This is a genomic window from Sporosarcina sp. NCCP-2331 (assembly GCF_023707945.1).
GTDB lineage: Bacteria > Bacillota > Bacilli > Bacillales_A > Planococcaceae > Sporosarcina > Sporosarcina cascadiensis.
On sequence record NZ_BRCD01000020.1, the window covers coordinates 24,057 to 43,809 of the forward strand.

Sequence of the window (19,753 nt, forward strand, 5' to 3'; positions counted from 1 at the left end):
CACATCCAGGTGGTTCATTTTTAAGTAAAAACAATGTTCTTGTGCGTGCACACACAAAAACGAATTAGTAAACCAGAGATCTCTGTTCACTGTTGTTTATATGATGATTGCTTCTCGTCGTGACTTATAAAAGTTCCGGGCGACAACTATCAACCTTTTGTATATTATCATCTGCAGGAAGACTTGTCAACAAGTTTAGATAAAATCATTTGAGGCCAGTTTCATTGCTTGCAGATTCCCTTCAGGATGTCTGAAGCTCTCTTTTGCAAACTTCTGATCTCCGATAAAGGCTTTATCTGTATTCAACGGGTGCTTGAACACCCGATGAAAACAGATAAACGGGAACGATGTCCCGTTTATTCTTATTCCACTGTAATTGTATCTTCTTCGAACTCTTCATGCTGCATTTTGATTTGACGGTATCTTTGCATACCAGTACCCGCAGGCACAAGTTTACCGATAATGACGTTTTCTTTCAGGCCGAGCAATTCATCAGTTTTTCCTTTGATTGCTGCGTCGGTAAGAACTCGTGTCGTCTCCTGGAATGATGCAGCTGACAAGAAGGATTCCGTTTCAAGCGACGCTTTGGTAATACCAAGAATAACCGGGCGTGACGTAGCCGGCGCTTTGCCTGCTTTTAATACTTTGCCATTCGCTTCAGCGAACTGATGAATATCCAATAAAGAACCAGGAAGGAGATCCGTATCTCCCGCCTCGATTACACGAACTTTGCGGAGCATTTGGCGAACCATTACTTCCACGTGCTTATCGCCGATTTCAACACCCTGCATCCGGTAAACTTTCTGTACTTCCTTCAACAGATATTCTTGTACAGTCGCTACATCTTTGACTATAATCAATTCTTTCGGATCAATAGAACCTTCTGTAATGCTTTGACCGCGTTCAATTTTATCGCCTTCTTCAACTTTCAAGCGGCCATTGTACGGTGCCAAGTATTTACGCGTTTCTACTTCTCCTTCAATTGTAATTTCTTTCTGACCTTCACGGATCTCATCAATTTCGATTACGGTACCGGCAATTTCTGAAATAACCGCTTGCCCTTTCGGATTACGAGATTCGAAAATCTCCTGAATCCGCGGAAGACCCTGTGTAATATCGTCTCCGGCAACACCGCCTGTGTGGAATGTACGCATCGTCAGCTGTGTACCCGGTTCTCCGATAGATTGAGCCGCAATAATACCTACTGCTTCTCCTACTTCTACCGCTTCTCCTGTAGCCAAGTTGATGCCGTAACATTTCTTACAGACGCCGTGCTTTGTATTACAAGTAAACGCAGAGCGGATTGTTACTTGTTCAATCCCGGCACCAATAATGATATTGCCGATATCCGCCGTGATCAGACCATCTCTTTCGAGAATCACTTCCCCTGTTTCCGGATGAGTGATTGTCTTCTTCGTATGGCGTCCTTCAATACGTTCCTGCAATGTTTCAATCATTTCATTTCCTTCAGTAAGAGCAGCAATCTCAAGACCGCGATCTGTTCCGCAATCGTCTTCGCGAACGATGACATCTTGTGCAACGTCTACAAGACGGCGAGTCAAGTAACCTGAGTCAGCTGTCTTCAGTGCTGTATCAGCAAGACCTTTACGCGCACCGTGAGTGGAAATGAAGTACTCGAGTACAGTCAGTCCTTCACGGAAGGATGACTTGATCGGAAGTTCGATAATACGTCCGGCCGGGTTGGCCATTAGTCCCCGCATACCTGCGAGCTGTGTAAAGTTAGATGCGTTACCACGCGCTCCGGAGTCACTCATCATGTAAATCGGGTTTTCACTATCCAATGAATCCATCAATTTATTTTGAATGACATCTTTGGCATGACTCCAGTAAGAAATAACACGGTCATAGCGTTCTTCTTCAGTAATTAAACCGCGGCGGAACTGCTGTGTAACTTTATCTACTTTGTCTTGTGCTTCATGTAAAATATCTGCTTTATTCGGAAGTACGACAATATCGGAAATACCGATCGTTATTCCTGCACGAGTAGAATATTTAAAACCAAGATTCTTCATCCGGTCCAGCATGCGTGATGTTTCTGTAATATGGAATCGTTTAAAAATTTCTGCGATGATGTTCCCCAAAATACCTTTCTTGAACGGTGTAATGAGTTCAGCATCCTTCAAGTGTTCCTTTATATTTACTGTACCGTCCACGAAATACTTGGCAGGGGTTTCCACTTGCAAGTTATCCATTGTAGGTTCGTTAATATACGGGAATGACTCAGGCAGAATTTCGTTGAAAATAATCTTACCTACCGTTGTCAGAAGAAGTTTTTTGTTCTGTTCTTCTGTAAACGTCGGATTATTTATGCTTCCAGCCTGTATCGCAATACGGGAGTGTAAGTGAACATGACCTGTCTGATAAGCAATCAATGCTTCATTCGGATCACTGAACACAGCTCCTTCACCCGCAGCGTTTTTCCGTTCAACAGTTAAGTAATAGTTACCCAGAACCATATCCTGTGAAGGTGTTACAACTGGTTTTCCATCTTTCGGATTCAAGATGTTTTGTGCGGCAAGCATCAATAGACGCGCTTCCGCTTGTGCTTCTGCAGATAGCGGTACGTGAACAGCCATTTGGTCACCGTCAAAGTCTGCGTTATATGCGGTACAAACAAGCGGGTGCAATGTGATGGCGCGTCCTTCTACCAGCATCGGTTCAAACGCCTGGATTCCCAAACGGTGAAGCGTCGGTGCTCGGTTAAGTAATACCGGGTGTTCTTTGATAACATCTTCAAGAACATCCCATACTTCGGAATGAAGACGCTCAATTTTTCGTTTTGCACTCTTGATATTGTGAGCCAAATTACGTTCTACCAATTCTTTCATAACGAACGGCTTAAACAGCTCAATCGCCATTTCCTTCGGCAGCCCGCACTGGTACATTTTAAGATTTGGTCCTACAACGATAACGGAACGACCAGAGTAGTCAACACGTTTTCCAAGCAAGTTTTGACGGAAACGGCCCTGTTTACCTTTCAGCATATGAGAAAGAGATTTCAACGGGCGGTTACCTGGACCGGTTACCGGTCTTCCGCGTCGTCCGTTATCTACTAATGCATCTACAGCTTCCTGTAGCATGCGTTTCTCGTTCTGAACAATGATTCCGGGTGCTCCTAAATCCAAAAGGCGCTTCAAACGGTTATTCCGGTTAATTACCCGGCGGTACAAGTCATTTAAGTCAGAAGTCGCAAAACGTCCGCCGTCCAGCTGTACCATGGGACGCAATTCAGGAGGAATAACAGGAAGTACTTCTAATACCATCCATTCCGGACGATTACCGGAGTTACGGAATGATTCAACTACTTCCAGACGTCTGATTGCCCGTGTACGACGCTGGCCCTGGACAGTCTTCAGTTCTTCTTTCAATGAATCTGTCTCTTTGTCCAGATCGATCGCCCGCAATAGCTGTTCAATCGCTTCTGCACCCATAGCCGCCTGGAATTTAGAACCGTACTTTTCACGATAAAGACGATATTCTTTTTCTGACAGCAATTGTTTACGCTCAAGCGGTGTATCAGCCGGTTCGACTACTACGTATGAAGCAAAGTAAATAATTTCTTCCAATGCACGCGGCGTCATGTCTAAAATCAAGCCCATTCGGCTAGGGATTCCTTTGAAATACCAAATATGTGTAACAGGTGCCGCCAATTCAATATGCCCCATACGTTCCCGGCGCACTTTCTGACGTGTGACTTCTACGCCGCACCGATCACAAACGACGCCTTTGTAACGTACCCGTTTGTACTTTCCGCAGTGACATTCCCAGTCTTTTGTAGGTCCGAATATTCTTTCACAGAACAATCCGTCCTTTTCCGGTTTTAACGTGCGGTAGTTGATAGTTTCAGGTTTTTTTACTTCTCCGTATGACCAAGAACGGATCTTGTCTGGTGAAGCCAGGCCAATTTTCATATACTCAAAATTATTAACATCAATCAAGGAGCCTACCTCCCTTTTGTCTAATCGCCACAACGGCTCGTCAGGCAACTTTACTTGTATTAGTGCATTCAGTCAGAAGTGATTCGTAAACTGAATAGAATAGAAGAGGGTGCTCGAAGCCCTCTTCTATTCGGTTGTAGAATTCTTATTTATGTTATTCAGATCAGCGCTTTCCGCTTTAGGTTCCTCTAGCTCCAAGCGCCAGCCTCTCGGGTCGTTTCGGTCTTAAAGATAAAGGCAAAATGCGCCTTTATTTTAAGTCCTCCAACGCCTGTCGAGGCTGAACGGCGCTTTCCGCTTTAGGTTACATCCAGCTCCAACGGCTAGAGGCTCGGGTCATAAGGCAAAGCTGCTGTGTGGCAAAGAACGCCACTTCGCAGCTTCGCCTTATGCCTGCCGCCTCTGGACAGCCGTTTCCGCTTTAGCTTATCGGCTGATCTTCTTTCATTAGGTTTAATGCGTCAGTTGGCTGCAGATCTTCTTCGTCGTCCAGGTCGCGCAGTTCGATTTCTTCCAGGTCTTCTGTAAGCATTTTGACGTCTAATCCCAAACTTTGAAGTTCTTTGATTAGTACTTTGAATGATTCAGGTACGCCCGGCTGCGGTACGCTGTCGCCTTTGACAATCGCTTCGTATGTTTTCACACGGCCCACGACGTCATCGGATTTGACTGTTAAGATTTCCTGCAATGTATAAGCAGCACCGTATGCCTCAAGTGCCCATACTTCCATCTCTCCGAAACGCTGTCCGCCGAACTGCGCTTTACCGCCCAGTGGCTGCTGTGTAACGAGTGAGTATGGTCCGGTAGAACGTGCGTGAAGCTTATCGTCTACCATGTGTGCAAGTTTGATCAAGTACATGACACCGACTGATACTCGGTTATCAAATGGTTCACCCGAACGGCCGTCATACAATACGGTTTTACCGTCTCGATTCATGCCTGCTTCTTCCATGGTGGACCAAACGTCTTCTTCATTCGCTCCGTCAAAGACAGGGGAAGCGGTATGAATGCCAAGACTGCGTGCTGCCATACCCAAGTGCATTTCCAGAACCTGTCCGATGTTCATTCGTGATGGAACCCCAAGCGGATTCAACATGACATCGATCGGTGTGCCGTCCGGCAGATAAGGCATTTCAGATTCAGGTAAGATTCTGGAAATTACCCCTTTGTTTCCGTGGCGTCCAGCCATTTTATCTCCAACAGAGATTTTACGCTTCTGTACAATGTACACACGTACTAACTGATTAACGCCTGGAGACAATTCATCGCCGTCTTCACGGTTAAACACTTTCACGTCCAATACGATTCCGCCTGCTCCGTGAGGAACTTTCAATGACGTATCCCGGACTTCCCGTGCCTTTTCTCCAAAGATTGCGTGCAGGAGACGTTCTTCAGCAGTCAATTCCGTTACCCCTTTAGGAGTTACTTTACCAACTAAGATATCGCCGTCGCGCACTTCTGCACCCACCCGTATAATTCCTCTGTCGTCCAGATTGCGCAATGCATCTTCTCCGACGTTTGGAATATCACGTGTGATTTCTTCAGGTCCAAGCTTTGTATCACGTGCTTCTGACTCATATTCTTCAATATGGACAGATGTGAATACATCATCTTTCACGAGGCGCTCACTCATAATGATCGCATCCTCGTAGTTATAACCGTCCCATGTCATGAATGCCGTCAGAACATTACGGCCAAGCGCAAGTTCTCCTTGCTCCATTGACGGGCCGTCCGCTAAAATATCCAGCGGCTTCACACGGTCGCCGACTTTCACAATCGGACGCTGATTATAGCAAGTTCCTTGGTTGGAACGAATGAATTTCGACAGTCGATAAATAACCAGATCGCCCTTCACTTCTTTGCCGTCTACTTCTTCAATACGGCGGATACGGACTTCTCTCGCTTCCACATGCTCGACGATACCAAGATGTTTAGACACAACGGCAGCACCTGAGTCACGTGCGGAGATATGCTCCATACCTGTCCCGACCAGTGGAGATTCAGGGTTCAATAAAGGTACCGCTTGTCGTTGCATGTTCGCACCCATCAATGCACGGTTCGAGTCATCGTTTTCCAAGAATGGAATACAAGCAGTCGCCGCAGAGACAACTTGCTTAGGCGAAACGTCCATGTAATCAATTTGATCTCTTCTGAAGACCGTGTTGTCACCCTGGAAACGCCCTACTACTTCTTCGTTAACAAATGAACCATCGTCACCCAGCACTGCGTTTGCTTGTGCTACAACGTAGTTATCTTCAATATCTGCTGTCAGATAATCAATTTGCGCTGTTACGTGACCTGTTTCAGGATCTACTTTACGATAAGGTGTTTCGATGAAGCCAAAACGATTCACCTTTGCAAATGTAGAAAGCGAGTTGATCAGCCCGATGTTCGGACCCTCCGGCGTCTCAATCGGACACATACGACCATAGTGAGAGTAGTGAACGTCCCGCACTTCCATGCCTGCACGCTCACGAGTTAATCCACCCGGTCCTAATGCGGACAGACGGCGTTTGTGTGTCAGTTCAGCCAGTGGATTTGTTTGATCCATGAACTGAGAAAGCTGAGAACTGCCGAAGAACTCTTTAATTGATGCAATTACTGGCCGTATATTGATCAATTGCTGAGGCACGATAGATTGCGTGTCATTGATCGACATGCGCTCTTTTACTACTCGCTCCATACGTGAAAGACCGATGCGGAATTGATTTTGCAGCAATTCACCGACAGAACGTAAACGACGGTTCCCAAGGTGGTCTATATCATCTGTATTTCCTACACCGTGCAGCAGGTTAAAGAAATAACTGACGGAAGCAACAATATCTGAAGGGGTAATATGTTTGACAGACTCGTCTACTTCAGCATTTGAAATAACGTTGATTACTTGTTTCTCTTCACTCTTCGGCGCATAAATTTTCAGCACCTGAATCGTCATCGGCTCTTCTAAAACAGATCCCGCATGTTCGATTGACTGCGAATTAATACCAGCCGTCAGGAATGGAAGTAATCTGTCAAGTGTACGGCGGTCGATCAATTGGTCTTTTTCAACTAGAATTTCTCCAGTTTCCGGATCAACCAGTGTCTCGGCAGCCGTTTGGTTGAATAAGCGATTTTGCAAATGAAGTTTCTTATTCATTTTATAGCGCCCAACATTCGCTAAATCATAGCGTTTCGGGTCAAAGAAGCGGGAATACAACAGACTTCTCGCGCTATCCAGCGTTGGCGGTTCACCCGGTCGCAGACGCTCATAAATTTCAAGCATTGCTTTTTCGGTAGTTTCGGTATTATCTTTATCAAGCGAATTACGTAAATACTCGTTATCACCGATTAAATCGATAATCTCTTGATCCGTCGAAAAGCCCAGTGCACGAAGTAAAACAGTGATTGGCAATTTACGAGTCCGATCAATCCGTACGTGTACAACGTCTTTTGCATCTGTTTCATACTCAAGCCATGCACCGCGATTCGGTATTACAGTTGCCCCGAAACCACGCTTACCATTCTTGTCTGTTTTATCATTGTAATAGACACTTGGCGAACGAACGAGCTGCGAAACGATAACGCGCTCTGCTCCATTAATAATGAATGTGCCGTTTTCTGTCATAAGAGGGAAATCCCCCATGAAAACGTCCTGTTCTTTTACATCGCCAGTTTCTTTGTTATGAAGACGTACTTTTACACGAAGTGGTGCTGCGTATGTCACATCGCGCTCTTTTGATTCGTCCACTGGATATTTCGGCTCACCCAGCTGGTAGTCGATAAATTCCAAAGAAAGATTTCCAGTGAAATCTTGGATAGGAGAAATATCACGGAACATTTCCCGTAATCCTTCTTCCAAGAACCACTCATACGACGCCGTTTGAATTTCAATCAAATTAGGCAGATCGAGCACTTCGTTGATTCGCGCGAAACTCCTACGCTGACGATGTTGACCATACTGAACTAAATGACCTGTCAACTCATTCACCCCTCATTAAGACAATATTAGTTTTTGCAAAATCAGAAATTCAGCTGTGACTTCGAAAAAACAAAAAGAAAACGAGTTCCGACTAGAGCTCATTTTCGATTTCACAATCTTTTATCCAAACATCAGTATGCCTTTTTTTCTGATGTTTCAGTCAAAAGGGCATACAGCTGCAATATAATTATTTATGCATTTAATAATGCTACTATAAACATATCCCACTGTCAACCTTTTTTTGCTAACAGAATGAAATACCCTTTTCTCTTAGCGGCCGTTTCGACATTTCCAAACAGCTTTTTCAAGTATTCAATAGTAGAAGGTGCACCCTGTTTCTTCTGGATCACGACCCACAGCTCTCCGCCCTGGGCAAGTTTCTCAAAAGCCCCTTGATAAAATGAAAAAACGGTTTGTTTACCCGCCCGGATTGGCGGATTCGTCACTACAGCCGCAAACTGACCGGCACCTACCCGTTCAACACCGCTGCTTTCATAGATCTTCACATTACGTATTCCATTAATTTCCGCATTCGTTCCCGAGAGAGCAAGGGCCCGTTCATTGACATCAACCATATGAACAATTCGTTCAGGAAAAGAAGCAGCAATCGAAAGAGCAACCGGCCCGTAACCACAGCCAATTTCCAGGAAGTCTCCCCTAATCCCCGGCTCTTTAAACGTTTCAGCCAATAATTGCGAACCTTCGTCAATACCATTTTTACTGAATACACCCGAATCTGTCGAAAATGTAAAAGACCGATCGCGGATCTCCGCCTTCCACCTTTTTGGCGCACTGGTGACCTGAGGGTTTTTTGAGTAATAATGTTCGCCCATATTCACACCTCCTTGAATGATGTTAAATGATTCATGCCACACAGGGAATCGCTGATAAACTTTTAGAAAATCACTCTAGATGAAGAAAAAAGCCCGTCAAATAGACGGGCTTTTCTCCAATAAGCAGAAATTACTTAACTTCTACAGATGCGCCAACTTCTTCAAGTTTAGCTTTCATTTCTTCAGCTTCTTCTTTAGCTACGCCTTCTTTAAGAGCTTTAGGAGCTTCGTCTACTAGAGCTTTAGCTTCTTTCAAGCCTAATCCAGTGATTTCACGAACAGCTTTGATTACTTTAATCTTTTCAGCACCCGCTGATGCAAGGATTACGTCAAATTCTGTTTGCTCTTCAGCTGCGTCTCCGCCGCCTGCTGCAGCTGCTGCAACCGGTGCTGCTGCTGTTACGCCGAATTCGTCTTCGATTGCTGTAACAAGTTCATTTAGTTCAAGAACTGTCATTTCTTTAATTGCGTCTAGGATTTGTTCTTTAGTCATTTTAAGTTCCTCCTGGAAAGTTGTATTAGCCGGTATATATGATCCGGCGGTCATTAAGATGCGGTATTATGCACCTTGTTCTTCTTTTTGTTCTGCAACTGCTTTTGTAGCAAGCGCGAAGTTGCGCACTGGTGCTTGAAGAACGCTGAGTAGCATAGACAATAGTCCTTCGCGTGAAGGCAGAGTAGCCAATGCTTTAACATCTGCTTCTGATGCGACTGTTCCTTCGATCACACCTGCTTTGATTTCAAGCTTTTCGTTCTTTTTCGCGAAATCATTAAGGATTTTCGCTGGCGCTACTACATCTTCATTAGAGAATGCAATAGCATTCGGGCCTGTAAGGTGTTCATTCAAGCCTTCAAGTCCTGCTGATTCTGCCGCACGGCGAGTCATTGAGTTTTTGTAAACTTTAAATTCAACGCCTGCATCACGTAGTTGTTTACGCAATTCTGTTACTTGTGAAACCGTAAGACCACGGTAGTCCACAACTACTACAGAAGCTGCTTCTTTCAACTTATCAGCGATTTCTGTTACAACCGCCTGTTTAGCTTCTAAAACTTTGCTCATGTTGACACCTCCTGAAAATTAGGGTCACTTATACCGATATAAAAAGCCCTCAATGTCTAAGACATGAGGGCTGAAAGTCGTCATCTTTAAAAAAGAGCGTCTTGTCCTCGGCAGGAACATTAAGCGGCAAGCCACCCCTGCTGTCTTCGGTACAAATGGTTATATCATAACAAGCGTAATCTTAGCAGATTACTTGTTGCCTGTCAATGAATTATTTTACAGTTACGCTGGACGGATCAACTTTTACAGCAGGACCCATAGTTGTCGTAACGTTTACTGATTTCATGAAAGTTCCCTTTGATGAAGCAGGTTTCGCTTTTTGAATCGTATCAAAGATTGTAGTGAAGTTTTCTTCAAGCTTCTCGTTATCAAAAGATGCTTTTCCGATTGGCGCGTGGATGATTCCAGCTTTGTCCGCACGGTATTCAACTTTACCAGCCTTGATTTCTTCAACAGCTTTTGTTACATCAAATGTAACTGTGCCTGTCTTCGGGTTCGGCATAAGACCTTTTGGTCCCAATACGCGTCCGATTTTACCAACTTCACCCATCATGTCCGGTGTAGCTACGATTACATCAAAATCGAACCAGCCTTGTTGAATTTTAGCGATATATTCTGCATCGCCTACATAGTCTGCTCCTGCAGCTTCTGCTTCTTTTAACTTTTCACCTTTTGCGAATACCAATACACGCTGAGTTTTACCAGTTCCGTTTGGAAGCACTACTGCTCCGCGGATTTGCTGATCATTTTTACGAGTATCAATACCAAGACGGAAAGCTACTTCAACTGTTGCGTCAAAGTTTGTTGTAGTTGTTTTTTTAGCAAGTTCAATTGCTTCTTTCACAGAGTACGTAGCTGTACGATCGACAAGCTTCGCTGCTTCCGTGAACTTTTTACCTCTTTTAGCCATGTGAATTTTCCTCCTTCTGTGGTTTTAACGGATTAAACCTCCCACTTAATGAAGGCTGCGAATCTCACTCGACCGCAGCCTTCACCTTTAAACCATTGCTTTATCAAGAAGATACAAAATCAGTCTTCGATTTTGAATCCCATACTGCGAGCAGTACCTTCGACCATTGCCATCGCCGCTTCTACTGACGCCGCGTTTAAGTCCGGCATCTTTTGTTCAGCAATTTCTCTAACTTTATCACGCTTAACTGTAGCAACTTTGTTCTTATTCGGCTCACCAGAACCCTTCTGAACGTTTGCTGCAACCTTCAGCAATACTGCTGCGGGTGGAGTTTTTGTGATGAATGTAAATGAACGGTCCTCAAATACAGAAATTTCAACAGGAATAATCAAACCTGCTTGATCAGCTGTACGAGCGTTAAATTCTTTACAGAATCCCATGATATTAACACCTGCTTGACCTAATGCCGGCCCTACTGGTGGTGCTGGATTTGCTTTACCAGCTGGAATTTGCAACTTCACTACTTTAGTAACTTTTTTAGCCACGAGACACACCTCCTTAAGTCCGTGATGTGGTAATTGGGTTGCCCCTCCCACTCAAATATGTGCCTGCCGACGAATGTCGGTAGAATTGGTTAATCCGTGCAGACTTTACGTCTGACCTTTGAAATGATACCACCATTACACACATTTTGCAAGAGGAAATATATCAACTGCACATCAATCCATTTTTTCAACTTGGTCAAATGAAAGTTCCATTCTTGTTTCGCGTCCAAACATATCGACGGTAACGGTAACTTTTCCTTTGTCCATTTCGATCTCTTCCACTTTACCTTCAAAGTGAGCAAATGGCCCTTCAAGAACAGTAACACTTTCGCCGACTTCAAAGTCGATATCAATGCGCTGCTCTTTCATTCCCATTTGTTTCAGGATGAATTCTACTTCTTCCGGCAGTAATGGAGTAGGTTTTGCTCCACCGCCTGAAGAACCGATAAATCCTGTGACGCCAGGTGTATTGCGTACAACATACCAAGAGTCATCAGTCATGATTAATTCCACCAGCACATAACCGGGGAACGTTTTACGCATGACTGTTTTTTTCTTGCCTTCTTTTATGTCAGTCTCTTCTTCTTCCGGAATGACGACACGGAAAATTTTATCTTGCATGCCCATTGTTTCAACACGTTTTTCAAGATTGGCTTTTACTTTATTTTCATATCCTGAGTATGTATGAACTACATACCAATTTTTCTCCATCTCCATCACATGTAGGACTGCGCGTCCGTCCCTCCCTTATAATTAAAACTGAAAAAACCCGTTTATTCATCAAAACGGGATATTCTCTAGCTATTCATACTTACCTTATTATAAACCAGTATACCATTTCATGACCTCTGAAATACCCATGTCTACCAGCCCAAAATAAACAGCCATAAAAATGACAGTCGAAATAACAACTATCGTATACTTTGTCAGTTCCTTACGCTTCGGCCAACTGACCTTCCGCATTTCCGAAACAACTTTTTTCAAAAAATCGCTGATCTTGCTCATTCTTCTCCAACCCTTCCGAATGACACAGCGTCCATTACCGGACTCTATGTAACTGGTCAAATGGTTTGTTTATGCAACGTATGGGCGTTGCAATGACTGCAAAACTTTTTGACGGCAAGCCTTTCCCGACTTTGATTACTGGCCGGCAGCGTATAGTTTCGCGAACCACAATTCTCACAGCATATGATTATTTTTTTCACCATTTGGATTCACCTATTCAAGACAATAGTCTTGCTAAAGAGTACCACCTTACCAACAACATGTCAATTCACTGCAGATGAATTAACGTACTAAATCCACTGCCATCGAATGCTCCAGCTTGCGCTTTATCCGCTGCAGCGCATTGTCAATGGACTTCACTTGCCGATTCAGCACTTCTGATATTTCACGGTACGACTGACCTTCCAAATAAAGTGTCAGCACTTCTTTTTCCAAGGCACTCAGTACTTTATTCATCTCTTCTTCCATGAAAGAAAAGTTTTCTTTATGAATCATCAGGTCCACAGGATCATCAAGCGTCGACCCTGATATGATATCTAGCAGTGTACGTTCCTGATCCTCATCGTACATAGGCTTGTCCAAAGATATAGAAGTATTCAGCGGAATATGTTTTTGCCGGGTAGCTGTTTTGATAGCTGTAATGATCTGCCGCGTAATGCAAAGCTCAGCGAACACCTTGAAAGAACTCAACCGGTCGGGACGATAATCACGAATCGCTTTATACAGCCCGATCATTCCTTCTTGAACAATATCTTCCCGGTCCCCGCCAATAATAAAGTACGTCCGAGCTTTCATACGGACAATCGGCTGAAACTTCGTAATCAAATATTCCAGCACATCCGAATTTCCCTGGTGAATCTGCTCAATCATTTCTTCATCCGATATTGCAGAAAGTTCATTTTTTCTATTCCGAATTTCCATGTTCCGCACCAACCTCTCCACCCCAGAGTCTTATTGGTATATTAACGACAGTATAGACGCGGGATTTTTTTACGTCAACCGTTCATTGGCTGCCGCGTCTCATTTTTTCAAAAGCCGCTGCCACGTCATCACTCAGCGGGATTTTCGAAAAAGGCCTGTCCTCTTGGATTTTTCTGACTCTCTGCGCAATCAATCGATCGACTTCCTTCATTTCTATTTCAAGCTCTCTGGCTGATACCCGCAAGGCCCCTTGCGCAAATACCACCCATTGCTCCACTAAATCTGAAGTTGCCACATGGATCTGCGTTAGTCGATCAGCGAGTTCGGATACAAGTTTTTCTATCCGTTCATCCGCAGTTTCGTTTTCCCTGGTAAAAAAAACTTCCACTCGATATTGCTTTTTACGTTTCTCAATACCGGGCACCAAGTGTGCATCAAAAACGACAATGACACGCCAGCCTTTATGTGCCTGATATTCAGCCATCCTTTCAATCAGACGGTCTCTCGCTTGTGCAAAATCTTCTTTTTTCAGCTCCTGCAGTTCAGGCCACGCACCGATAATATTGTAGCCATCAACGAGCAGCACGTCTTTTTTCATGACGTCGTCTGATCTTGACGCTTCCGTAAAACTTCATACATTAGCAATGCCGCTGCCACAGAAGCATTCAGCGAGGTAACGTGGCCTGTCATTGGCAAGCTATACAGGAAATCACACTTTTCACGTAAGATTCGCGACATGCCCTTTCCTTCACTGCCAATAATTACAGCTAAAGGCAACGTTGCGTCCATACGGCGATAATCCGTCGAGTTGGATGCATCTGTTCCCGCAATCCATATATTTCGCTTTTTCAAATCATCGACAGTCTGCGATAAATTATTGACACGCACGACAGGGACATGCTCGATGGCACCCGTTGAAGCTTTCGCCACTATTCCTGTCAGCCCCACCGATCTCCGTTTCGGAATAATGATCCCATGAGCGCCGGCCGCATCGGCAGTACGTAAAATCGACCCCAAGTTATGCGGATCTTCGAGTTCATCCAAAATGATAAAGAAAGGATCTTCCTGTCTGTTTTTCGCAACTTCAAACAAATCATCAAGCTCCGCATAGTCATATGCCGCCACAGAAGCGACAATCCCCTGATGCGTCAGCTCTGTCATGCCGTCCAGCTTTTGTTTCGGTGCCGTCTGGATGACTACACCCGCTTCTTTCGCGAGCTTCATAATCTCGCCGATGCTTTTCTTATTTACACCTTCCGCCACCCAGATCTTATTCAATTGTCTTCCAGAACGCAATGCTTCTACTACAGGGTTCCTGCCGCCAATCAGTTCTACTTCTTCCGCCGTCATGCCATTTCCTCCTCAGGATGTTCCACAAAATGAATTGCTTTTCCTATTAGCTCGGCAAGCCGTTCCTGCCTGCCTAATAAATAGACATAGCCAAGAACCGCCTCAAACGCCGAACTGTAATTATAGGTCGTCACATCCGTGTTTTTAGGGACAGAGCCCGACTTCGCATTGCGGCCGCGGCGCATGACGGCACTTTCTTCCTCTGTCAGCAAGTTTTTTTCTTTCATTGTGATGATTATCTGCGCCTGCGCTTTCGCAGATACGAAGCGCGTTGCTTCCTTATGCAGAACTTGCGGCTTTACACGTCCGCACTGCAGTAAATGTTCTCTCACTGCCTGTTCGTAAACCGCATCACCCATATAAGCAAGTGCAAGCGCGTTAAGCTGTTTTACATCTATGTCACGCAAAGAGCCCATGAAATTACCCTCTTTTCCAGCGAGTTCCTTGTGCTGTATCTTCCAGCACAATACCCTTCGCCTTCAGTTGATCTCGGATTTCATCTGATCTTGCGAAGTCGCGATTTTTTCTGGCTTCTAAACGTTCCTGAATCAATGCGTCTACTTCTGCATCCACCAGTTCTTCCACATCTGCAAACGGCAAACCGAGAACGCCCATTAGTTGATCAAACGTCTCAATGAATTTCTGCAAAACTTGACGGTCCGTATTTTTCTCCAATAAATATACGTTCGCCTGTTTCGTCAGTTCAAATACAGCCGCAATCGCATTCGCTGTATTGAAGTCGTCATCCATAGCCGTTTCAAATGCAGTCACTTGTTCCTGAATAGTGTTCAGCCAGGACTGCTGACCCTCAGCTAAATCAGCTGAAATTGTCAGGCGGTGCTTGAGATTCGCATATGCCGTCTCAATGCGTTCCAGTCCGTTTGCAGCACTTTCCACTAATTCCTGCGCAAAGTTGACAGGGTGCCGATAGTGGACAGACAACATAAAGAATCGAAGTATTTTCGGATCAATTTGTTTACGGATATCGTGAACGAAAATGAAGTTCCCAAGTGACTTTGACATCTTTTCATTGTCAATATTGATATATCCGTTATGCATCCAATAGTTCGCAAACGTCTTGCCTGTAGCTGCTTCCGACTGCGCGATTTCGTTTTCGTGATGAGGGAATGTTAAATCCTGACCGCCGGCATGGATATCGATTGTATCTCCCAGCAACTCTCTCGCCATGACGGAACATTCAATATGCCAGCCCGGACGCCCTTCCCCCCATGGACTGCTCCAGGATATTTCTCCTTCTTTCGCTGATTTCCACAGTGCAAAGTCCAGAGGATCGGTCTTAATAGCATTTTCTTCCACTCTGGCTCCAACCTTTAACTCATCTATCGATTGATGGGACAGCTTGCCATAGCCGTCAAACTCCCGCGTATGGAAATAGACATCCCCATTTGATTCGTAAGCAAAGCCTTTATCGATCAGAATCCCAATAAACTCTACGATTTCATCCATATGCTCTGTAACGCGAGGGTGCGCAGTCGCTCTTTCGCAGCCAAGTGCGCCTACATCTTCAAAATAAGCTTCGATGAACCGCTCTGTTAATTCGCCTACTTCTTCATTTAACTCTTTTGCGGCATTGATGATTTTATCGTCTACATCTGTGAAATTTGAAACATAATTCACTTCATATCCGCGGTATTCTAAGTAGCGGCGGACTGTGTCAAATGCGATAACCGGACGAGCGTTTCCGATGTGAATATAGTTGTACACTGTCGGGCCGCAGACGTACATCTTGACCTTTCCTTCTTCAATCGGAACAAACTTTTCTTTCTTGCGCGTCAACGTATTATAAAGTTGTATGCTCATGTAAATCTCCCTTTTTTCCATTAGTTGATTCCAGCTCTTGTGTCCGCAGCTGCAATTCTTCTATTTTTTTCTCCAGCCGCTTAAACTCATCTGCCACCGGGTCGGGCAGACTGTGGTCTAACCGCTCTTTCATTCTGACACCGTTGGAAATGACAACTTTACCCGGTATTCCCACTACAGTGGAATTCGGCGGAACTTCTTTCAAAATAACCGAACCTGCACCTACCTTGCTGTTTTCACCAATCGTGATCGAACCAAGAACTTTCGCACCGGATGCCACCAGTACATTATTCTCCAAAGTCGGATGGCGCTTCCCGCCTTCTTTCCCGGTTCCGCCCAGCGTAACTCCTTGATACAGGGTAACGTCATCGCCGATTTCACAAGTCTCGCCGATAACTATACCCATCCCGTGGTCAATAAAAAGACGTCTGCCAATCACGGCGCCGGGATGAATTTCGATTCCTGTAAAAAACCTGCTTGCCTGAGATACGACTCTTGCCAGAAAACGAAGATTTCTCTTATAGAGAGCATGCGCGATGCGATGTGCCCAAATTGCATGCAAACCCGAATATGTCAGCACTACTTCAAATGTGCTGCGGGCAGCTGGATCCTGCCCGAAAATGCAATGGATATCTTCTTTCATACGTTTGAACAATGAACTTCCCCCTTTTTCTTCTTTATTGAATATATCTGGCTGTCAGCGGTTTTATACTTTATACGTTTTGTTTCTTCGCAAGCGGCTAGAGGCTCGGGTCATAAGTCAAAGCTGCTGTGCGGCACAGAACGCCGCTTCGCATCTTCGTCTTATGCCTGCCGCCTCTGGACAGCCGCTTTCCGCTTTTGTTTCATCCAGCTGCAAGCGCCAGCCTCTCGGGTCGTTTCGGTCTTACCAGAAAGGCAAAGGACACCTTTTTGGTAAGACCTCCAACGCCTGTCGAGGCTAAGCGGCGCTTTCCGCTTTTGTTTCATCCAGCTGCAAGCGCCAGCCTCTCGGGTCGTTTCGGTCTTACCAGAAAGGCAAAGGACGCCTTTTTGGTAAGACCTCCAACGCCTGTCGAGGCTAAGCGGCGCTTTCCGCTTTTGCAAATAAAAAACGCCCCTGTCAATTGATGACAGAGACGCATTGGTTGCGTGGTTCCACTCCGCTTGGAAGATTGTATCTTCCCGCTTAAAGTCTTTAACGCAGACAAAACGTATGGCCTACTCAAATTTCAGCTCATCGCTCAAAGGTGCATTTCCATTTTGAATTTACTCAGGTCACTTGCAGCCTTGGTGACCCTCTCTGCAGAGCATTCAACATGTACTTTCCTTCTCAACGCTTTACTATGAAGTTTCATATTATGTCCATTTTACACAAAACAGAAGAAATGTCAATATTGATTATTTTGCAAATTTTTCGACACGCTGAAGGATTTTTTCTTTTCCGATCAGCGCAATTGCGTCGGGCAGCTCAGGTCCTGATGTCTGGCCTGTAGCTACGACACGGACCGGCATGAATAAATTCTTGCCTTTATGACCCGTTTCTTTTTGAACTGCTTTAATGGCTGCCTTAATAGACGGCGCATCGAATACTTCTAAAGCCTCTAATTGATTCTTCAATGAAGCCATGACTTCAGGTACTTGTTCACCCGACAAAATTTCAGTCGCTTGTTCATCATATTCAACAGTGTCCTGGAAGAACTGGGCGGATAAGTCGACGATTTCAGCGCCAAAACTTAATTGGCCTTGATATAACGCAATCAAGTCATGTACCCATGTCTGTTCTTGTTCCGACATTTTCTCTGGCACAAGACCTGCAGCCTGCAAGTGAGGCAGCGTTAGATCGATCACTTCTTCCAGCGACAGCTTTTTAATGTATTGGTTGTTCACCCATGTCAGTTTATTCGTATCAAACATAGATGGTGATTTAGAAAGACGGGTTTCATCAAAGAGTCTCACTAATTCATCATGTGAGAAGATCTCTTCCTCACCACCCGGAGACCAGCCAAGCAGAGCGAAGAAGTTGAACATCGCTTCTGGCAAATAGCCTAACTCTTTATATTGCGAAATGAACTGAATGATCGATTCATCACGTTTTGAGAGCTTCTTACGGTCTTCATTAACGATCAGCGTCATGTGGCCGAACTGAGGATGTTCCCAGCCGAATACATCAAAGATCATCAGCTGTTTCGGTGTATTCGTTAAATGTTCCTCACCACGGAATACATGGGAAATCTTCATCAGGTGATCATCCACTACTACTGCAAAATTATACGTAGGGATACCGTTTGTCTTGACCATTACCCAGTCGCCGATATCTTTAGATTCAAACGTTACTACACCGCGGACCAAATCTTCAATCGTATATGTTATATTTTCCGGCACACGCATACGGATGCTGTATGTCATTCCAGCCGCTTCTTTCTCCGCAACTTCTTCAGCTGTCAGATGTCTGCACGTTCCATCATACATTGGCGCTGCAATACCGGAAGCTTTTTGTGCGTCACGTTTTGCTTCAAGCTCTTCAGGCGTACAGAAACATTTATAGGCATGACCTTTTTCAAGCATTTCATCTGCATATTTCTTATAAAGATCCAGACGTTCTGTTTGGCGGTACGGACCGTATTCTCCACCGATATCAATCGATTCATCATGATGGATGCCGAGCCAAGTCAGATTTTCAAGCTGTGACAGCTCACCGCTCTCGATATTGCGCTCCGTATCTGTATCCTCAATTCGAATAATAAATTTGCCGTCGTAATGGCGGGCATATAAATAATTAAATAACGCAGTCCTTGCACCGCCGATATGTAATTGGCCTGTTGGACTCGGCGCATAACGCACTCTCACTTCTTGTGTCATATTGTACCTCTCCGTTCTGGATTAATTGCTTATTATTTTATCATCGTCATCTCTATTTTGAAAGTCAATCGTTTTTCATTAACAGGATCGTCGCCATTGCAGCGATCCCTTCTTCACGCCCGGGGAAACCTAAACGTTCAGTAGTGGTTGCTTTCACATTGACCTGTGACAGATCTGCTTCGAGCAATTCCGCTACGCGCGTTCGGATGTCACCGATATACGGAGCCATCTTCGGTTTTTGGGCAATGATCGTACAGTCAATATTACCAAGGCGATAGCCTTCTTCTTTGACCATCTGCCATACCTTTTCCAGAAGCAAAGCTGAATCTGCATCTTTAAATGCGTCGTCTGTATCAGGGAAATGCGTCCCGATATCCACTTTCCCGATCGCTCCAAGCGCCGCGTCCGTTACCGTATGCAGCAGAACATCTGCGTCAGAGTGGCCGATTAAACCTCTTGTATGCGGGATCGTAATGCCTCCGACAATGAGTGGTCTGCCTTCCGCGAATGCGTGTACATCAAAACCTTGTCCAATTCGAAACATGAGGTG

General features: G+C 44.8%; 18 protein-coding genes and 2 other annotated features. All 18 genes read right to left on the bottom strand.

What is annotated here, in order from left to right; translation table 11 throughout:
- Positions 1 to 362: 362 nt before the first annotated feature.
- The 18 genes from rpoC to ispF all read right to left on the bottom strand — a co-directional run bounded on the left by rpoC (position 363) and on the right by ispF (position 19,747).
- Positions 363 to 3,959, bottom strand: a complete 3,597-nt coding sequence (rpoC, locus tag NCCP2331_RS12270; RefSeq protein WP_153722558.1) for a DNA-directed RNA polymerase subunit beta' — start codon at positions 3,957 to 3,959, stop codon at positions 363 to 365.
- Between the two features lie 421 nt (positions 3,960 to 4,380).
- Entirely contained in the window at positions 4,381 to 7,926 is a 3,546-nt protein-coding gene (rpoB, locus tag NCCP2331_RS12275; protein WP_194841146.1) for a DNA-directed RNA polymerase subunit beta, read from the bottom strand.
- 221 nt (positions 7,927 to 8,147) lie between these two features.
- The gene (locus NCCP2331_RS12280; RefSeq protein WP_153722556.1) at positions 8,148 to 8,750 is read right to left on the bottom strand and encodes a class I SAM-dependent methyltransferase; all 603 of its coding nucleotides are present in this window, start codon (positions 8,748 to 8,750) and stop codon (positions 8,148 to 8,150) included.
- A gap of 130 nt (positions 8,751 to 8,880) precedes the next feature.
- Positions 8,881 to 9,243 carry a 50S ribosomal protein L7/L12 gene (gene rplL, locus NCCP2331_RS12285; protein WP_153722555.1) on the bottom strand — a complete coding sequence of 121 codons (363 nt, stop codon included), beginning with the start codon at positions 9,241 to 9,243 and terminating at the stop codon, positions 8,881 to 8,883.
- Positions 9,244 to 9,309: 66 nt separating this feature from the next.
- Complete coding sequence (gene rplJ, locus NCCP2331_RS12290) at positions 9,310 to 9,810, bottom strand: 50S ribosomal protein L10 (protein WP_153722554.1); 501 nt, start codon at positions 9,808 to 9,810, stop codon at positions 9,310 to 9,312.
- A gap of 30 nt (positions 9,811 to 9,840) precedes the next feature.
- Positions 9,841 to 9,978 (bottom strand) — a sequence feature (ribosomal protein L10 leader region).
- Between the two features lie 43 nt (positions 9,979 to 10,021).
- The gene (rplA, locus tag NCCP2331_RS12295) at positions 10,022 to 10,720 is read right to left on the bottom strand and encodes a 50S ribosomal protein L1 (protein ID WP_153722553.1); all 699 of its coding nucleotides are present in this window, start codon (positions 10,718 to 10,720) and stop codon (positions 10,022 to 10,024) included.
- 119 nt (positions 10,721 to 10,839) lie between these two features.
- Positions 10,840 to 11,265: a 50S ribosomal protein L11 gene (gene rplK / locus NCCP2331_RS12300; RefSeq protein WP_029053289.1), complete on the bottom strand. Its 426-nt coding sequence runs from the start codon at positions 11,263 to 11,265 to the stop codon at positions 10,840 to 10,842.
- 174 nt (positions 11,266 to 11,439) lie between these two features.
- Positions 11,440 to 11,976, bottom strand: coding sequence for a transcription termination/antitermination protein NusG (gene nusG, locus NCCP2331_RS12305; RefSeq protein ID WP_153722552.1), 537 nt, complete (start codon positions 11,974 to 11,976; stop codon positions 11,440 to 11,442).
- A 108-nt stretch (positions 11,977 to 12,084) separates the two neighbouring features.
- Positions 12,085 to 12,270 (bottom strand): preprotein translocase subunit SecE, encoded by a 186-nt coding sequence (gene secE / locus NCCP2331_RS12310; protein ID WP_153722551.1) that lies wholly within the window; start codon positions 12,268 to 12,270, stop codon positions 12,085 to 12,087.
- Between the two features lie 56 nt (positions 12,271 to 12,326).
- Positions 12,327 to 12,473, bottom strand: a complete 147-nt coding sequence (gene rpmG, locus NCCP2331_RS12315; protein WP_153722550.1) for a 50S ribosomal protein L33 — start codon at positions 12,471 to 12,473, stop codon at positions 12,327 to 12,329.
- Between the two features lie 79 nt (positions 12,474 to 12,552).
- Complete coding sequence (sigH, locus tag NCCP2331_RS12320; RefSeq protein WP_153722549.1) at positions 12,553 to 13,191, bottom strand: RNA polymerase sporulation sigma factor SigH; 639 nt, start codon at positions 13,189 to 13,191, stop codon at positions 12,553 to 12,555.
- Between the two features lie 82 nt (positions 13,192 to 13,273).
- Entirely contained in the window at positions 13,274 to 13,789 is a 516-nt protein-coding gene (locus tag NCCP2331_RS12325) for an NYN domain-containing protein (protein ID WP_251671029.1), read from the bottom strand.
- Positions 13,786 to 14,541: a 23S rRNA (guanosine(2251)-2'-O)-methyltransferase RlmB gene (gene rlmB / locus NCCP2331_RS12330; RefSeq protein WP_251671031.1), complete on the bottom strand. Its 756-nt coding sequence runs from the start codon at positions 14,539 to 14,541 to the stop codon at positions 13,786 to 13,788. Before rlmB ends, NCCP2331_RS12325 begins: the two co-directional genes overlap by 4 nt.
- Positions 14,538 to 14,957: a Mini-ribonuclease 3 gene (locus NCCP2331_RS12335; protein WP_251671033.1), complete on the bottom strand. Its 420-nt coding sequence runs from the start codon at positions 14,955 to 14,957 to the stop codon at positions 14,538 to 14,540. Before NCCP2331_RS12335 ends, rlmB begins: the two co-directional genes overlap by 4 nt.
- A 4-nt stretch (positions 14,958 to 14,961) precedes the next feature.
- A complete protein-coding gene (gene cysS, locus NCCP2331_RS12340) occupies positions 14,962 to 16,362 on the bottom strand; it encodes a cysteine--tRNA ligase (protein WP_251671036.1) in 1,401 nt (466 codons plus the stop codon).
- Entirely contained in the window at positions 16,343 to 17,017 is a 675-nt protein-coding gene (cysE, locus tag NCCP2331_RS12345) for a serine O-acetyltransferase (protein ID WP_251671038.1), read from the bottom strand. Before cysE ends, cysS begins: the two co-directional genes overlap by 20 nt.
- A gap of 456 nt (positions 17,018 to 17,473) precedes the next feature.
- Positions 17,474 to 17,687 (bottom strand) — a binding site (T-box leader).
- 55 nt (positions 17,688 to 17,742) lie between these two features.
- Positions 17,743 to 19,203 (bottom strand): glutamate--tRNA ligase, encoded by a 1,461-nt coding sequence (gltX, locus tag NCCP2331_RS12350; protein WP_251671040.1) that lies wholly within the window; start codon positions 19,201 to 19,203, stop codon positions 17,743 to 17,745.
- 64 nt (positions 19,204 to 19,267) lie between these two features.
- Positions 19,268 to 19,747 carry a 2-C-methyl-D-erythritol 2,4-cyclodiphosphate synthase gene (gene ispF / locus NCCP2331_RS12355; protein WP_251671042.1) on the bottom strand — a complete coding sequence of 160 codons (480 nt, stop codon included), beginning with the start codon at positions 19,745 to 19,747 and terminating at the stop codon, positions 19,268 to 19,270.
- Positions 19,748 to 19,753 lie beyond the last annotated feature (6 nt).

Bases quoted from the DNA above. Each gene is read 5' to 3' on its own strand.
- NCCP2331_RS12280 (WP_153722556.1), bottom strand. From the start codon at position 8,750: ATGGGCGAACATTATTACTCAAAAAACCCTCAGGTCACCAGTGCGCCA.
- rplL (WP_153722555.1), bottom strand. From the start codon at position 9,243: ATGACTAAAGAACAAATCCTAGACGCAATTAAAGAAATGACAGTTCTT.
- rplJ (WP_153722554.1), bottom strand. From the start codon at position 9,810: ATGAGCAAAGTTTTAGAAGCTAAACAGGCGGTTGTAACAGAAATCGCT.
- rplA (WP_153722553.1), bottom strand. From the start codon at position 10,720: ATGGCTAAAAGAGGTAAAAAGTTCACGGAAGCAGCGAAGCTTGTCGAT.
- nusG (WP_153722552.1), bottom strand. From the start codon at position 11,976: ATGGAGAAAAATTGGTATGTAGTTCATACATACTCAGGATATGAAAAT.
- secE (WP_153722551.1), bottom strand. From the start codon at position 12,270: ATGAGCAAGATCAGCGATTTTTTGAAAAAAGTTGTTTCGGAAATGCGG.
- rpmG (WP_153722550.1), bottom strand. From the start codon at position 12,473: ATGGTGAAAAAAATAATCATATGCTGTGAGAATTGTGGTTCGCGAAAC.
- sigH (WP_153722549.1), bottom strand. From the start codon at position 13,191: ATGGAAATTCGGAATAGAAAAAATGAACTTTCTGCAATATCGGATGAA.
- NCCP2331_RS12325 (WP_251671029.1), bottom strand. From the start codon at position 13,789: ATGAAAAAAGACGTGCTGCTCGTTGATGGCTACAATATTATCGGTGCG.
- rlmB (WP_251671031.1), bottom strand. From the start codon at position 14,541: ATGACGGCGGAAGAAGTAGAACTGATTGGCGGCAGGAACCCTGTAGTA.
- NCCP2331_RS12335 (WP_251671033.1), bottom strand. From the start codon at position 14,957: ATGGGCTCTTTGCGTGACATAGATGTAAAACAGCTTAACGCGCTTGCA.
- cysS (WP_251671036.1), bottom strand. From the start codon at position 16,362: ATGAGCATACAACTTTATAATACGTTGACGCGCAAGAAAGAAAAGTTT.
- gltX (WP_251671040.1), bottom strand. From the start codon at position 19,203: ATGACACAAGAAGTGAGAGTGCGTTATGCGCCGAGTCCAACAGGCCAA.
- ispF (WP_251671042.1), bottom strand. From the start codon at position 19,747: ATGTTTCGAATTGGACAAGGTTTTGATGTACACGCATTCGCGGAAGGC.